This is a genomic window from Streptomyces venezuelae (genome assembly GCF_008642275.1).
Lineage (GTDB): Bacteria > Actinomycetota > Actinomycetes > Streptomycetales > Streptomycetaceae > Streptomyces > Streptomyces venezuelae_E.
In genome coordinates this window covers 1,452,111-1,466,803 of record NZ_CP029189.1, presented here as the reverse complement: position 1 = coordinate 1,466,803, position 14,693 = coordinate 1,452,111, and the positions used below count along the sequence as shown (strand labels likewise).

Annotated in this window: 13 protein-coding genes; 10 read left to right on the top strand and 3 right to left on the bottom strand. The window is 72.4% G+C overall.

All coding sequences use genetic code 11. The annotated features are described in order from the left end of the window. Positions 1 to 10 precede the first annotated feature (10 nt). Entirely contained in the window at positions 11 to 1,486 is a 1,476-nt protein-coding gene (locus tag DEJ51_RS05975; RefSeq protein WP_150256641.1) for a membrane-associated oxidoreductase, read from the top strand. 7 nt (positions 1,487 to 1,493) lie between these two features. On the opposite strand, the gene DEJ51_RS05970 is transcribed toward DEJ51_RS05975, so the two are convergent. Beyond that, positions 1,494 to 2,123: a lysophospholipid acyltransferase family protein gene (locus DEJ51_RS05970; RefSeq protein ID WP_030765574.1), complete on the bottom strand. Its 630-nt coding sequence runs from the start codon at positions 2,121 to 2,123 to the stop codon at positions 1,494 to 1,496. Between the two features lie 294 nt (positions 2,124 to 2,417). Between DEJ51_RS05970 and DEJ51_RS05965 the strand changes: the two genes are divergently transcribed. The 3 genes from DEJ51_RS05965 (at position 2,418) to DEJ51_RS05955 (ending at position 4,771) form a co-directional block, all read left to right on the top strand. Beyond that, entirely contained in the window at positions 2,418 to 3,593 is a 1,176-nt protein-coding gene (locus DEJ51_RS05965; RefSeq protein WP_150256640.1) for a glycerophosphodiester phosphodiesterase, read from the top strand. Positions 3,594 to 3,666: 73 nt separating this feature from the next. Beyond that, complete coding sequence (locus tag DEJ51_RS05960) at positions 3,667 to 4,227, top strand: RNA polymerase sigma factor (protein WP_150256639.1); 561 nt, start codon at positions 3,667 to 3,669, stop codon at positions 4,225 to 4,227. A 37-nt stretch (positions 4,228 to 4,264) separates the two neighbouring features. After that, complete coding sequence (locus DEJ51_RS05955) at positions 4,265 to 4,771, top strand: GNAT family N-acetyltransferase (RefSeq protein ID WP_150256638.1); 507 nt, start codon at positions 4,265 to 4,267, stop codon at positions 4,769 to 4,771. On the opposite strand, the gene DEJ51_RS05950 is transcribed toward DEJ51_RS05955, so the two are convergent. Both DEJ51_RS05950 and DEJ51_RS05945 read right to left on the bottom strand, forming a co-directional pair. Beyond that, a complete protein-coding gene (locus DEJ51_RS05950) occupies positions 4,761 to 5,150 on the bottom strand; it encodes a hypothetical protein (protein ID WP_150261717.1) in 390 nt (129 codons plus the stop codon). The genes DEJ51_RS05955 and DEJ51_RS05950 overlap by 11 nt on opposite strands. A gap of 73 nt (positions 5,151 to 5,223) precedes the next feature. After that, positions 5,224 to 5,592 (bottom strand): hypothetical protein, encoded by a 369-nt coding sequence (locus tag DEJ51_RS05945; RefSeq protein WP_150256637.1) that lies wholly within the window; start codon positions 5,590 to 5,592, stop codon positions 5,224 to 5,226. Positions 5,593 to 6,207: 615 nt separating this feature from the next. On the opposite strand from DEJ51_RS05945, the gene DEJ51_RS05940 reads away from it, so the two are divergent. The 6 genes from DEJ51_RS05940 (at position 6,208) to cobT (ending at position 14,618) form a co-directional block, all read left to right on the top strand. Next, positions 6,208 to 7,254, top strand: a complete 1,047-nt coding sequence (locus DEJ51_RS05940; RefSeq protein ID WP_150256636.1) for a methionine ABC transporter ATP-binding protein — start codon at positions 6,208 to 6,210, stop codon at positions 7,252 to 7,254. After that, complete coding sequence (locus DEJ51_RS05935; protein ID WP_150256635.1) at positions 7,251 to 7,919, top strand: methionine ABC transporter permease; 669 nt, start codon at positions 7,251 to 7,253, stop codon at positions 7,917 to 7,919. The genes DEJ51_RS05940 and DEJ51_RS05935 overlap by 4 nt, the downstream gene beginning before the upstream one ends. 92 nt (positions 7,920 to 8,011) lie before the next feature. Then, positions 8,012 to 8,878 (top strand): MetQ/NlpA family ABC transporter substrate-binding protein, encoded by an 867-nt coding sequence (locus DEJ51_RS05930; protein ID WP_150256634.1) that lies wholly within the window; start codon positions 8,012 to 8,014, stop codon positions 8,876 to 8,878. Between the two features lie 236 nt (positions 8,879 to 9,114). Then, positions 9,115 to 9,813, top strand: a complete 699-nt coding sequence (locus DEJ51_RS05925; RefSeq protein ID WP_150256633.1) for a GNAT family N-acetyltransferase — start codon at positions 9,115 to 9,117, stop codon at positions 9,811 to 9,813. 103 nt (positions 9,814 to 9,916) lie between these two features. After that, positions 9,917 to 11,116, top strand: coding sequence for a precorrin-6y C5,15-methyltransferase (decarboxylating) subunit CbiE (gene cbiE / locus DEJ51_RS05920; RefSeq protein WP_150256632.1), 1,200 nt, complete (start codon positions 9,917 to 9,919; stop codon positions 11,114 to 11,116). 274 nt (positions 11,117 to 11,390) lie between these two features. Then, a complete protein-coding gene (cobT, locus tag DEJ51_RS05915; RefSeq protein WP_150256631.1) occupies positions 11,391 to 14,618 on the top strand; it encodes a nicotinate-nucleotide--dimethylbenzimidazole phosphoribosyltransferase in 3,228 nt (1,075 codons plus the stop codon). Positions 14,619 to 14,693: the final 75 nt, after the last annotated feature.

Here is a 14,693-nt window from a genome sequence, read left to right as displayed (position 1 = left end):
CATCCCGGCGATGGAGATCAACGATCTGACCCCGGCGGAACGCCGCGTCTGGGAGGCCTTCCCGCGCGGCGACGGGGTCGACTTCCGCGCCGCCCCCGAGGACAGTTCCGTCGACGGGGCCGACTGGGGACCCGACCGTACGCTGCGTGCCGAGGTGCTGCGGGCCCTCCTGCTGGGCGCCGCCCCCGCCGCGGAGGGCCGGGTCGCAGGGCTCAAGATCAAAGGCGCGAGGATCGTCGGCAAGCTCGACCTGCGCTACGCGGTGATCGACCATCCGATCCGGATGCGCGACTGCTGGTTCGAACGCAAACCGCTCCTGTACGGAGCCCAGCTCAAGGCCCTCGTCCTCGGCTACTCCACCCTGCCGGGCCTGACCGCGGCCACCCTGCGCGTCGACGTCGTCCTGCGGCTCTCCTGTTGCCGGATCACCGGCCCCGTCCGGCTCCAGGGCGCCAAGATATCCGGCGGCCTCTTCCTCCAGGGCGCGGTGATCGGCCCCGTGTCGGGCGAGGAGGCGGACGAACCCCCGCTCCAGCTCAACCACGCGGAGGTCGGCACAGACATCATCGCCAACGACCTGACCGTCCACGGCCAGTTCCGCCTCAACGGAGCCGTCGTCGGCGGCCGGATCAACCTGGACGACGCCCGCCTGCTCGCCCCCGACGGCACCGCCCTGGAGGCCGAGACCCTCACGGTCGGCACCAACCTCCACGCCGCCCGGGCCCGGACGCAGGGCCGCCTCAACCTCACCGGCTCACGGATACCCGGCCGCCTCAACCTCGCCCACGCCGTCCTGGAGAACCCGGGCGGCATCGCCCTGCGCGCCTCCAGCTGCACGGTCGGCGAGGTGTGGCTGCCCGCCTGCGAGGACGTACGGGGCACCGTGAACCTGCGGCGATCGCAGTTCGACCTGCTGAACATGCGGGCCGGGACCTGGCGGGACCCGCTGCGCCTGGACGGCCTGACCTACCGCACCCTGGGGCCCCACCTGCCGGCCGAGGAGCGGCTGGCCGCACTGGAGGCCGGCGAGCCCGGATACCTCCCGTACCCGTACGAGCAGCTGGCCGCGGCCTACCGCACCGCGGGCGACGAGGCGGCCGCCCGGACCGTCCAGCTCGCCAAGCTGCGCAGGCACCGCCGCACACTGCCCCGGCACACACGCCTGTGGGGCCTGCTCCAGGACGCCACCGTCGGCTACGGCTTCCGGCCGCTGCGGGCGGCGGGCTGGCTGGTGGCCCTGCTGGCGACCGGGGCGATCGCATACGGGATCGACCCGCCGCGCGCCCTGAAGGCGGGGGAGGCCCCGGACTTCAACGCGGTCTTCTACACGATCGACCTGATGGTGCCGATCGTCAGTTTCGGCCAGGAAGCGGCCTTCGCACCGGGCGGCTGGCACCAGTGGCTGTCGTACCTGCTGATCGTGACCGGCTGGATCCTCGCCACCACCACGGTGGCGGGCGTCAGCCGGTCACTCCAGCGTCAGTAGCGGAGCGCTACGCGGCCTTCGCCTTGGTGGCGTACATGTCGACGTACTCCTGGCCCGAGAGGCGCATGACCTCGGCCATCACCGAGTCGGTGACGGCGCGCAGCACGTAGCGGTCGCGGTCCATGCCCTCGTAGCGGGAGAACTCCATCGGCTCGCCGAACCGGACGGTGACCCGGCCCGGGCGCGGCATGCCGGCGCCGCCGGGCTGGAGCTTGTCGGTGCCGATCATCGCGAACGGCACCACGGGGGCGCCGGTCATCAGGGTCAGGCGGGCGATGCCGGTGCGGCCGCGGTAGAGCCGGCCGTCGGGGGAGCGGGTGCCCTCGGGGTAGATGCCGAAGATCTTGCCCTCTTCGAGGATCCGGCGGCCGGTCATCAGGGCCGCGACGCCGCCGTTGGCGCCGTCCCGGTCGACGGGGATCATGCCGGAGCCGGTGAAGAACCAGGCCATGGCGCGGCCCTTGATGCCCTTGCCGGTCACGTACTCGTCCTTGCCGATGAAGTGGACCGTGCGGTCGCACACCAGCGGCAGGATCATGGAGTCGATGAAGGTGAGGTGGTTGCCCGCCAGAATCACCGGACCGGAACCGGGGATGTTCTCGATGCCCTCCACACGGGTGCGGAACATCATGCGCATGACCGGTCCGACAGTGGCTTTGATGAGCTTCGTACGGAACAACGTGGGCCCTCCGGCATCGAAAAGCGATTCGCGCACCCACCACACGGCGGTAGCGCAGGTGAGGACGATACTCGCGGGTCAGGTCGGAGCGCACATCGGGTTCACGTGTCGGATACAGAGTGTTGACGCACGTTTGCGCCAAGTTCCCCGGATCGGCCCTCCGTGCACGCCGCTCGGCCACCCCGTTCTGCCTACCATCGGCACGCCGATCGCGGGCCGCGACACGGCGTTCACGACGAGGAGTGGGCACTCATGACACAGGGTGGGGCAGCGCGGCGCACGGTCCTGGGGGCGGCCGTCCTGGCGGCGGGCACCGCGGTCACCGGACTCACGGCGGGTTCCGCCGCCGCGGCGGAGGACGGGTACGCGGACGGCCGCGGCGACGGGGGATACCGCGACCTCCCCTACCCGACGGTCATCGGCCATCGCGGGGCCAGCGGCTACCGCCCGGAGCACACGATCGGCTCCTACCAGCTCGCCCTCGACCTGGGCGCCGACGTGGTCGAGCAGGACCTGGTCCCGACCCGGGACGGCCATCTGGTGTGCCGCCACGAGAACGAGATCGGCGGGACCACCGACGTCGCCCAGCACCCCGGGTTCGCCTCCCGGCGTACCACCAAGTCCGTCGACGGGGTCTCCGTCACCGGCTGGTTCACCGAGGACTTCACCCTGGCCGAGCTGCGGACCCTGCGTGCGAAGGAACGTATCCCCGCCGTCCGCCAGCGCAACACGCTCTACGACGGGCAGTGGGCCGTGCCCACCTTCGAAGAGGTGCTCCGCTGGGCCGACCGCGAGGGCAGGCGGCGCGGCAGGCGGGTGTGGCTGCACGTCGAGACCAAGCACCCCAGCTTCTTCCGGGGCCTGGGCCTCGGTCTGGAGGAGCCCCTCGCCAAGCTGCTGCGCCGCTACGGGCGCGACGGGCGGAACGCAGCCGTCTTCCTCCAGTCCTTCGAGCCCTCCAGCATCCAGCGGCTCTCCCGGCTGGTCTCCGCGCCCCGCGTGGTCCTGCTCTCCGCGGCCGGCACCCGCCCGTGGGACTTCGAGGTGGCCAAGGACCCGCGTACGGTCGCGGACCTGGTCAAGCCCGAGGGGCTGAAGTGGATCTCCGGCTTCGCCCAGGGCATCGGCCCGACCATGGACCTGATCCTGCCGCGCGACGCGTCCGGCGGGCTCGGCACGCCGACCACCCTGGTGAAGGACGCCCACGCCCGCGGACTGCTGCTGCACCCCTACACCGCGCGCAACGAGAACAGCTTCCTGCCCGCCGAGTACCGCAAGGGAACCGATCCCACCGCGTACGGGGACGCCCTCGGCGCCTTCCGGACCTACTTCGAACAGGGCATCGACGGGATCTTCACCGACAACCCCGACACCGGGCTGCTCGCGGCGGAGGCCTTCCGCCCCGGCCGACGCCCCGTCAACCGCTGAGCGCCGCTTCCCGTACGAGTGGGCCGGGCCCGGCGGGGAAACCGTCCGGCCCGGCCCGCTCGTCCCGCCCGGCATGGACCTGCTGAAGGCTGATTACCTCGACAAGCTCGGCCCTCTGCTCTCCGCCGAGGCGGCCGCGGAGGCCCCGGGCGCCGGAGTGGACGCGGCCGACCTGGAACAAGCCGTCTGGGTCAGGCTGCTGGAGAGCGGCCGCCACGTCCCCGATCCGGCCGAACCCGCCGAGCCGGCGCGGTGGCTGCGCCGGGCGGTCCGGGCCGAGGCCCGCCTCGCCCGGCGCCGGGCGAGGCGGGAGATCCCGTACGGCCACCGCCAGCACGCGGTGGACGGGAGCACTCCGCCCGGCGCGGCCGCCGCTGCCGAGCCGGAAGACGCCCTGCTGCACGGCGAGGAGAACCGCGCACTCCGATCGGCGGTCGCCCGGTTGCCCGGACGCTGTCCCGAGCTGATGAAGGCACTTCTTTCGCCCAGAGACCTCACTTACCGTGAAATCGCAGGAGAGTTGGGTATCTCACAAGGAAGTTTAGGGCCCGTCCGTTCCCGTTGCCTGGGATGTCTGCGCAGAATGCTGGCTGCAGAGGTTGCGGCTCCTGGCCTGCGGGGAAAGGAGCGGTAGACCAACGGGCTACCAGGTGAGCTGGAGGCATGCGCACATGGGCATGAGCGTGACCATTTCGGCGGCGGCTGCCGAGGACGCTGAGCAGATCTTCAAACTGCAGTACCTGGCCTTCCAGCGGGAGGCCGAGCTGTACGGCAACTACCTCATCCAGCCGCTCACCCAGTCCCTGGACTCCCTCAAGGGGGAGCTGGCGACGGACACCGTCCTGGTGGCCCGGCTCGGCGACGAGGTCGTCGGGACCGTGCGCGGCAACGTCGACGAGGACGGCACCGGCAAGATCGCCAAGCTCTGCGTGCACCCGCGCCTGCAGGGTCACGGTCTCGGGGCGCGCCTGCTGCGCGCGGTCGAGGAGGCCCTGGCGAGCCCTGGTCACACCACCCGCTTCCGCCTGCACACCGGGCACAAGAGCGAGTCGAACCTGCGGCTGTACCGCAAGGCCGGCTACGTCAAGGTCGGCGGCCGCACCGCCTCCGACGGCGTCCAGCTGGTGATCCTGGAGAAGGAAGCCAAGGACCCGACCGACTTCACGGTCAGCGCGTAGCCGCTTCTCCGCGCCTGCGCAGCCAGAGCATCCCGGTGATCGGCAGGACCACCGGGATGAACAGGTATCCCATCCCGAACTGGGACCACACGGTGGTGTCGGGGAAGGACTCGGGCCGCACCAGGGTCCAGGTGCCGACGGCCAGCACTCCGGCCAGCTCGGCGGCGCAGCAGACCAGCGCCGCCTTGCGGGCCGTCTCGCCGCCGCGCACCAGTGAGTACGTGATGAACGCGTAGGCCAGCGCGGCCACGGCGGACAGCGAGTACGGCAGCGGCGCCCGGTCGAACTCGGTGGAGATCTGGAAGGCCGAGCGGGAGACCGCGCCCACCACCATCACCCCGTACAGCCACACCAGGAGCAGGCCGGGCCCGGAGACCAGCCGCTTGCGCCCGGTGGCGGTGGTGGCGCCGCGGTCGGTGGCGGCGGTGCCGGTGTCGTTCGTCGTGTCGGAGTCAGGCACCGGTGGTTCCCCAGATGTCGTAGAGCCGTACTTCGAGGACGGCGAGCACGACGGCGCCGGCCGCCACCGTGATCGATCCCCACTTGGTCCGCTCGGTCAGCGAGAGCAGCCCGGCCGCCGGTACCGCGGCGAACGCACCCACCAGGTAGGCCACGAAGATCACGGTGCCCTCGTCGGGCTTCTTCCCCTGGGCCAGGCTGACCACGCCGATCACCAGCTGCGCGAGGACGAGCACGGTCACGACGGCCATGCCGATGAAGTGCCAGTCCTTGGTCGGCTGGTCCCGCCATGCGGCGTGGCCGCACCAGGCGGCGAGGGCGAGTGCGGCCACGCCGATGGCGACCGTCAGGGCGTCGAGCATGCAGCGAGGGTATTACGGGCCCGGGGACCCGCCGTGCCCGCCCCTTCCGGGGGCGACGCTCCGGATCGCCCTCCGGTCCGCGACTCCGGCTCGCGCACCGGCCCGACCGCCGTGGTCTTGACCACAACGGGGCCTCCGGGACGCCTCCCGGCGGGTCCGCTCCCCGGCGCCCTTCCCGGAGTGTCGGTGCAGGTCAGCACGGGGGAGGCGGTCGTGGGACAGGGTGTCGGCACTGCCCGTCCCTGTCCGGTATGCGGCCGAAATTCGTCCGCTATCCGGACAGTTTTGATCGGTGACGGGATACGTCTGCTTTACTGGGGCCCATGACCACGACGAGCAGCCGCACCCTTGCGACCGAGGCGACGATGACGCCCGGTGCTCGTTGTATGTGTCGAATGTGCGCCTTCTGAGGGCCCCTTCCTGAGCCTCGCGCCCCGAAGCGAGACCAGCCGCCGCGCCATCACGTCACCGCTGATGAACAGCACGGCTCACTCATGCCCCGCGCACGCGTCGATGCCATCGTTTTCTGACGGTTCGTCCCGTATCGCGTCCCCAGATTGTTTGCCCCGTGCCGGCACCCCGCTGCGCCGCGCACTCGACAGCGACGGAAATCCTGTGATCACCACATCGGGCCTCACGAAGGTCTACCAGTCCCGTGGCCGCGAGGTCACCGCCCTGGACGGCGTCGATCTCCACGTCCGCGAGGGCGAGGTCTACGGAGTCATCGGCCAGAGCGGCGCAGGCAAATCCTCCCTGATCCGCTGCGTCAACCTGCTGGAGCGCCCCACCTCCGGCACCGTGACCGTCGACGGCGTCGACCTCACCGCCCTGGCCGGCCGCGGCCGGCGCGCGGGCAAGGAGCTCCGCCAGGCACGCAGCCGCATCGGCATGGTCTTCCAGCACTTCAACCTGCTGTCCTCGCGCACCGTCCAGGCCAACGTCGAGCTGCCCCTGGAGATCCTCGGCGTCTCCGGCCGCGAGCGCTCCCGCAAGGCCCTGGAACTGCTCGACCTCGTCGGCCTCGCCGACAAGGCCAAGGCCTACCCGACCCAGCTCTCCGGCGGTCAGAAGCAGCGCGTCGGCATCGCCCGCGCCCTGGCCGGCGACCCCAAGGTGCTGCTGTCCGACGAGGCCACCAGTGCCCTGGACCCGGAGACCACCCGCTCGGTCCTGGGCCTGCTGCGCGACCTCAACCAGCAGCTCGGCCTCACCGTGCTGCTGATCACGCACGAGATGGACGTGGTCAAGACCGTCTGCGACTCGGCCGCCCTGATGAAGAACGGCCGGATCGTCGAGTCCGGCACCGTCGCCGAACTCCTCGCCACCCCCGGCTCCGAGCTCGCCGGCGAACTCTTCCCGGTCACCGGCAGCGCCACCGGCCCCGACCGCACGGTCGTCGACGTCACCTTCCACGGCGAGAGCGCCGCCCAGCCGGTGATCTCGCAGCTCTCGCGCACGTACAACATCGACATCTCGATCCTCGGCGCCGCGATGGACACCGTCGCGGGCCGGCAGATCGGCCGCATGCGCATCGAACTGCCCGGCGGCTACGAGGACAACGTCGTCCCGGTCGGCTTCCTGCGCGAGCAGGGCCTCCAGGTCGACGTCGTCGACGGGATCGACAACGAGCTGGCCGAACTGGTCAAGGACGGTGCCAAGTGACCTGGTCCGAAATGCAGCCCCTGCTCACCCAGGGCACCTACGACACCCTCTACATGGTGCTGTGGTCCACCCTGGTGACCGTGCTCGGCGGCCTGCCCATCGGCATCCTGCTGGTCCTCACGGACAAGGGCGGCCTCCTGCAGAACCAGCCGCTCAACAAGGTCCTCGGCGTGATCGTGAACATAGGCCGCTCGCTGCCGTTCATCATCCTGCTGATCTTCCTGATCCCGGTCACCACCGCGGTCGTCGGCACCTTCATCGGCCCCACCGCCATGATCGTCCCGCTCGCCATCGGCGCCGTCCCCTTCTTCGCCCGGCTCGTCGAGACCGCCGTCCGCGAGGTGGACCACGGCCTGATCGAGGCCGTCGAGTCCATGGGCGGCGGCATCCCCACCCTGGTCGGCAAGGTGCTCCTCCCGCAGGCCCTGCCCTCCCTGGTCGCCGGCGTCACCACCACCGTCATCACCCTCGTCGGCTACTCGGCCATGGCCGGCGCCGTCGGCGGCGAAGGACTGGGCTCCAAGGCGATCACCTACGGCTTCCAGCGCTTCGAGACCGGCTTCATGGTCGCCACCGTCGTGGTCCTGATCGCCCTCGTCACCGTGATCCAGCTGCTCGGCGACGGCGTGGTCCGGCTCCTCGCCCGCCGCGGCCGGACCACCTGAGAAGACTTTCCCCCCAACAGAGCCCGCACTTGTCGTGCTTGGGCCACCACCAGCAAGTCATCGGTACTTGTTCAGCAAGAAAGGCACTCTTCGTGCGTAAGAACATCAAGCTCACCGCCCTCGCCGCCACGGCCACCGCGCTCGCCCTCGGCCTCACCGCCTGCGGCAGCTCCTCGGACCCGTCCTCGGCGAAGGCCGACGGCGGCAAGGCGGACGAGAGCAAGCCCCTCGTCATAGCGGCCTCCCCGAGCCCCCACGCCGACGTCCTGAACTTCGTCAAGGACAAGCTCGCGGCCAAGGAAGGCCTCAAGCTGGAGGTCAAGGAGTTCACGGACTACGTCCTGCCGAACACCGCCACCGAGCAGGGCCAGGTCGACGGCAACTACTTCCAGCACAAGCCGTACCTCGACGACTTCAACAAGAAGAACAGCACGCACGTCGTGCCCGTCGTGAACGTGCACCTGGAGCCCCTCGGCCTCTACTCCAAGAAGATCAAGGCCATCGGTGACATCAAGCCCGGCCAGACCATCGCCGTCCCCAACGACACCACCAACGAGGGCCGCGCGCTCCAGCTGCTCGCCGCGAACAACCTGATCACCCTCAAGGAGGGTGTCGGCACCGGCGCCAAGCTGTCCGACATCACCGACAAGAAGGGCCTGGAGTTCAAGGAGCTGGAGGCCGCCACGGTCCCGCGCGCCCTGAACGACGTGGACGCCGCGGTCATCAACGGCAACTACGCCCTCGAAGCCAAGCTGTCGCCCGCCAAGGACGCGCTGCTCCTGGAGAAGGCCGAGGGCAACCCCTACGCCAACTTCCTCGCGGTCAAGGACGGAAACCAGAACGACCCGCGGATCCAGAAGCTGGCCAAGCTGCTGAACTCCGACGAGGTCAAGAAGTTCATCGAGGACAAGTACCAGGGCTCGGTCATCCCGGCCTTCGGTGCCCCGGCCGCCTCCTGAACCGGTACCTCCTGATCCGGTTCCTCCCGGACCGGTCATGAATCTCGGCCCCGCACGCACCTGACGGCGCGCGGGGCCGAGCTCTGCCCGCTTCCGGGCAACCCGGCCCTGCACATCACCCGGCCGATGCTGCATGCTGTGGCCTACGAACCGCACGCACGGTCCCGCACGAACGGTCCCGCACCGCGGTCGCATCGCACCACGGTCGCACCACGGTCTCAGGCATGGAGCTGCGCATGACTACCACCTTCCCGGACGTCACCATCAGCACGGACCGGCTGGTGCTGCGCCCCTTCGAGGAAGAGGACGTCACCGCGCTGACCGAGATGATGAACGACGAGCACGTCACCGCCTGGACCGGGGTGCCGCACCCCTACACCCACACCGAAGCGCGCTCCTGGGCCACCCTGCACTCCCACGCGGAACGCACCGAGGGCCGCGGCATCGTCTTCGCCGTCACCGAGTTCCTCACCCAGCGCCTCGTCGGCATCGTGCACCTGCAGAACACGAACTGGCACACCCGCGCCACCGAGGTCGGCTACGTCACCGCCCCCTGGGCCCGCGGCGAGGGCTACGCCAGCGAATCCGTCCTGGCCGTCGCCCAATGGCTGTTCCGCGACCAGGGGTTCGAGCGCCTCGAACTGCGCACCGCCGCCGACAACACCGCCTCGCAGCAGGTGGCCCAGAAGATCGGCTGCATCAGCGAGGGCGTCCTGCGCAACGCGTGGATAGTGCGCACGCAGACCGCCGACGGCGGCTGGGCCGACACCCGCACCGACCTCATCGTCTGGAGCCTGGTCCCCGAGGACCTCGACGAGGGCGACGGCTACGGCGGATACGACAGCTACGACAGCTACGACGGATACGCCCGCAGCACCGCCTTCCCGCAGCGCGCCGACGCGCACGGCCACCGCGTCGGCGCCGACTGGAACTGAACCGATGACCGGGTAGTCTCACCGTGCCCGCCCCGACGAAACCCCGCCCCTTCCCCGGCCGCCGCCGGGAGGTGCCCCCTGCCAGACCAGGAGACTGACGACGATGGCCGACCGGGTCACGGTGATCGGCTGGGACGGTTCGCCCCTGACCGCGGGCGCCCGGTCCGCGCTCTCCGCCGCCACCCTCGTGGCCGGCGCCGCGCACCACCTCGCCCTCCCCGAAGTACCGCCCACCGCCGAGCGCATCCGCCTGGGCAGCGTCGGCCTCGCCGCACGCCGCATCGCCGGCCACCGCGGCACCGCGGTGGTCTTCGCCGACGGGGACCCCGGCTTCTTCGGCGCCGTACGCACCCTGCGCGCCCCGGAGCACGGCCTGGAGGTCGAGGTCGTCCCGGCCGTCTCCTCCGTGGCGGCCGCCTTCGCCCGGGCCGGCATGCCCTGGGACGACGCCCAGGTCGTCGTGGCCCACCCCCGCACCCTGCGCCGCGCGGTCAACGTCTGCCGCGCCCACACCAAGGTCGCCGTCCTCACCTCGCCCGGAGCCGGCCCCGCGGAACTGGCGCTGCTCCTCGAAGGAGTTCACCGCACCTTCGTCGTCTGCGAGGAACTCGGCACGGACCGGGAGCAGGTGAGCGTCCTCACCTCCGACAAGGCCGCCGACCACAGCTGGCGGGACCCGAACGTCGTCATCGTCATCGGTGGCGGGGGACCGGCCCCCGCGGAAGCGGGCTGGCTCCTCGGCCAGAGCGCCGCCCGGTCCGCCGACCGCGGCTGGGCCAGGCCGCAGGCCGACACGGGAGAAGGCGAGTCCGCCCAGCTCCGCGCGGCCCAACTCGCCCGGCTCGGCCCGCGTACCGGCGACCTCGTCTGGGACATCGGCGCCGGATCCGGCGGCGTGGCCGTGGACGCCGCCGCCCTCGGAGCCGCCGTCATCGCGGTCGACGCCGACCCGGCCGCCCGCGACCGCATAACCGCCGCCGCCCGGGAGCGGGGAGTGCAGCTCCAGGCCGTCGCCGGGCACGCACCGCACGTACTGGAGAACCTGCCGGAGCCCGATGTCGTCCGTGTCGGCGGAGGCGGCGCCGCCGTCGTCGCAGCCGTCGCCGAACGCCGCCCCGAACGGATCGTCAGCCACGCCTCCACCCGCGACGAGGCGGAGGCGATCGGCAGGGCACTGACCGAACACGGTTACGCCGTCGAGTGCGCGCTGCTCCAGTCCGTCGGCCTGGACACCCGGACCTGGGCCGAACAGGACCGTTCCGTGGTGTTCCTCCTGGCAGCGGAACGCCCCGCCACGCGCTGAGACGAGGGCCGGGGTAGGCTGGCCGATCGTCGTACTGCCTCGGACGATTCGGGCATCGCGGCACCGCCTGGACGCGCGACGTGGCGCAGTCCACAGAGGACCGTGACGGTTATGGCCGCCACGGTGGCCGACGGGCGCGACAATGCTTACTGGTTGTCGTGCAGGCGTATGCGAGACGAGCTCGTCGCACCGCAACCCCGCAGGCAAAACCGCTCGGCGGCCTCGTGGGCGACCGGGCGATCGAAGAGGCAACACCGATGGGCGAGGGGTAAGCATGACTGACACCGGCCAGGTCCCGGGCGAGGGTCTCCCGGACAACGCGGGCATGGTGGATCAGCAGAGCGTCCCCGCTCCGGTCCAGATCCCGGCACCGATTCCCACCGGCTACGCCTTCCAGGACCTCATGGACAACCCGGCCGAGCCGGAGGACGAGGAACTGCTGCTGATGCCGAGCGGCCAGGGCGCGTGGAGCGACCCGCAGGTCGTCCCGCAGGCCCCTGCCTTCCCCGCGCCCCAGCCCGGCGAGCCGCCGCTGTACACGGACCCGTCCTACGCGGCCGCGCCCGCCTACGCCGAGGCCCCCGCGAACACCGAGTTCCCCCCGCCCGTGTTCCCCGACGGCGGCTACAGCGCGGGCGCGCACGAGACGGGCGGCCGGGATTCCGGCTCCCTCGACCTCGGCGGGCTCGTCGTCCCGCCCCCGGCGGCCCCCGCCGCCCCCGTCCGGCGCCCTCTGCACATGGGCCCGCCCGTGCCCGAGGCCAACGGCGGAGTCGTACGTTCCCTCGCCGACCGCGGCCCGGCCGCGGCGCCGGCCCAGGCCGCCCCGGTGGCCGCCGTGAGCACCCCGGTGGTGCCCGCGCCCTTCCCCCAGGCGGGTCCCCCGACCATGGGACCCGAGTACCTGGACATCCGGGCCGAGGCCGCCCCGGCGTCCGCGGCCCAGCTGAGCGAGGTCCCGCCGCAGGCCGGTGCCCCGTGGACGCCGGAGCCCGTGGCCGCGCCCGAGCCGGTGGCGGAGCCCGCCGCAGCGCCGGTGGAGCCCTCGGCCGAGGCCGCGGCGCAGCCCGTGGAGCCCGAGTCCGTCCCGGCCCCCGCGGAACCGGCGGTCCAGCCCGAACCGGTGGCCGCCGAGTCGGCGCAGCCGGTCGCGATCGAGCCGCAGCCGGTCGCGGCCGAGCCGCAGCCGGTCGCCGTCGAGCCGGAGCCGCAGCCCGAGCCGGTCGCGGTCCAGCCCGTATCCGCGGAGCCCCAGCCCCAGCCCGAGCCGGTGGCGGCCGTCGTGGCCGAGCCGGTCCGGCCCGAGCCCGTCGTCGAGGCACAGCCGGAGGCCGCGCCCGAGCCGGCGGCCCCGGCCGAGCCGGTCGCGGTCGAGCCGGTGGCCGTGGAGCCGCAGCCCGAGCCGGCCGCCCCCGCGGAGCCGGTCGCGGCCGAGGCGCCCGAACCCGTCCAGCCCGAGCCCGTCCAGCCCGCGCCCGTCGTCGAGGCGCAGCCGGAGGCGGCGGTCCAGCCCGAGCCGGTGGCCGCCGAGCCGCTGCAGCCGGTCGCGGTCGAGCCGGTCGTATCCGTGGAGCCGCAGCCCGAGCCCGCCGGGCCCGTCCCGGCCGAGCCGGTGGCCGCGCACGCCCAGCCGGAGCCGGCCGCCGCCGAACCCCAGGCCGGGGACGCCGCACCCGCCGACCCCGCGGCGAGCGCCCCCGCAGAGACCGCCCAGACCGTCGACCCCGCCGAGACCGTCGACTCCGCCGAGACCGTCGACCCCGCCGCGGGCGAGGCGGCACCCGGATACGCCGACGCCGAGCGCGAGGCCGTCCTGCGCGTCATGCGCGAGCGCCGTGACATCCGCAACGGGTTCCGCACCGACCCCATCCCGCACGAGGTACTGCTCCGCGTCCTGGAAGCCGCGCACCACGCGCCCAGCGTGGGCCACTCCCAGCCGTGGGACTTCGTCGTCATCCGGTCGGCCGAGACCCGCCGGACGATGCACGAGCTCGCCCAGCGCCAGCGCGAGGCCTACGCGAAGTCGCTCCCCAAGGGGCGGGCCAAGCAGTTCAAGGCACTCAAGATCGAGGCCATCCTCGACACCCCGGTGAACATCGTCGTCACCGCCGATCCCACCCGCGGCGGCCGCCACACCCTCGGCCGGCACACCCAGCCGCAGATGGCCCCGTACTCCGCGGCCCTGGCCGTCGAGAACCTCTGGCTCGCCGCGCGCGCCGAAGGCCTCGGCGTCGGCTGGGTCAGCTTCTTCGACGAGCGCGAGATGGTCCGCGAACTGGGCCTGCCCGAGCACCTCGAAGTCGTCGCCTACCTCTGCGTCGGCTACGTCGACGAGTTCCCCGACGAGCCCGAACTGGCCCAGGCCGGCTGGTCGCAGCGCCGGCCGCTCTCCTGGGTGGTCCACGAGGAGACCTACGGCCGACGCGCGCTGCCCGGCGAGGAGCCGCACGACCTGCTCTCGGAGACGGTCGCCAGCATCCGCCCGCTCGACGCGAAGGCACTGGGCGAGGCCTGGGAGCGCCAGAAGCGCATGACCAAGCCCGCCGGGGCGCTGGGCATGCTGGAGATCATCTCCGCCCAGCTGTCCGGCCTCTCCCGGGTCTGCCCGCCGCCGATCCCCGAGCCGGCCGCGGTCGCGATCTTCGCCGGTGACCACGGCGTGCACGCCCAGGGCGTCACCCCGTGGCCGCAGGAGGTCACCACGCAGATGGTGGCCAACTTCCTGGGCGGCGGAGCGGTCTGCAACGCCTTCGCCAACCAGGTCGGCGCCGAGGTCTGCGTGATCGACGTCGGCGTCGCGGGCGACCTCCCGGCCACCCCGGGTCTGCTCCCGCGCAAGGTCCGCCCCGGCACCGCCGACCTCTCCACCGGCCCCGCGATGACCCGCGAGGAAGCCGTCGCGGCCATCGAGGTGGGCATCGAAACGGCCCGTGACCTCGTCGCCGCGGGCAACAAGGCCCTCCTCACGGGCGAGATGGGCATCGCGAACACCACCGTGTCCGCGGCCCTGATCTCGGTCTTCACCGGCGTCGACCCGGCCGAGGTCACCGGCCGCGGGACGGGCATCAACGACGAGACGCACGCCCGCAAGGTCGAGGTCGTCCGCCGGGCCCTGGAACTCCACCAGCCCGACCCGGCGGACCCGATCGGCGTCCTCGCGGCCATCGGAGGCCTGGAGCACGCGGCCATCGTCGGCCTCCTCCTCGGCGGCGCCTCGCTGCGCACCCCCGTGATCCTGGACGGCGTCAGCGCCGGAGCAGCCGCCCTGGTGGCCCGCGCCATCGCCCCCGAGTCCCTGTCGGCCTGCATCGCGGGCCACCGCAGCGCCGAGCCGGGCCACGTCGCGGCGCTCAACAAGCTGGGCCTGCGCCCGCTGGTCGACCTGGACCTCCGCCTCGGCGAGGGCACGGGCGCCCTGCTCGCCCTTCCCCTGGTCCAGAGCGCGGCCCGCGCGATGCACGAGGTCGCCACCTTCGACTCGGCCGGCGTGACGGAGAAGTAGCCCGGCCCGTCTGCCCGGAGCCACCCCCCGGGCGGGGGTGGCTCCGGGTGGGGCGGCGCCCCTCCGGGACGTCTC

Coding starts and splice junctions, on each gene's coding strand:
- DEJ51_RS05970 (WP_030765574.1), bottom strand. CDS start 2,123: ATGCGCATGATGTTCCGCACCCGTGTGGAGGGCATCGAGAACATCCCC.
- DEJ51_RS05925 (WP_150256633.1), top strand. CDS start 9,115: ATGACTACCACCTTCCCGGACGTCACCATCAGCACGGACCGGCTGGTG.
- cbiE (WP_150256632.1), top strand. CDS start 9,917: ATGGCCGACCGGGTCACGGTGATCGGCTGGGACGGTTCGCCCCTGACC.
- DEJ51_RS05960 (WP_150256639.1), top strand. CDS start 3,667: ATGGACCTGCTGAAGGCTGATTACCTCGACAAGCTCGGCCCTCTGCTC.
- DEJ51_RS05965 (WP_150256640.1), top strand. CDS start 2,418: ATGACACAGGGTGGGGCAGCGCGGCGCACGGTCCTGGGGGCGGCCGTC.
- DEJ51_RS05945 (WP_150256637.1), bottom strand. CDS start 5,592: ATGCTCGACGCCCTGACGGTCGCCATCGGCGTGGCCGCACTCGCCCTC.
- DEJ51_RS05955 (WP_150256638.1), top strand. CDS start 4,265: ATGGGCATGAGCGTGACCATTTCGGCGGCGGCTGCCGAGGACGCTGAG.
- cobT (WP_150256631.1), top strand. CDS start 11,391: ATGACTGACACCGGCCAGGTCCCGGGCGAGGGTCTCCCGGACAACGCG.
- DEJ51_RS05975 (WP_150256641.1), top strand. CDS start 11: ATGGAGATCAACGATCTGACCCCGGCGGAACGCCGCGTCTGGGAGGCC.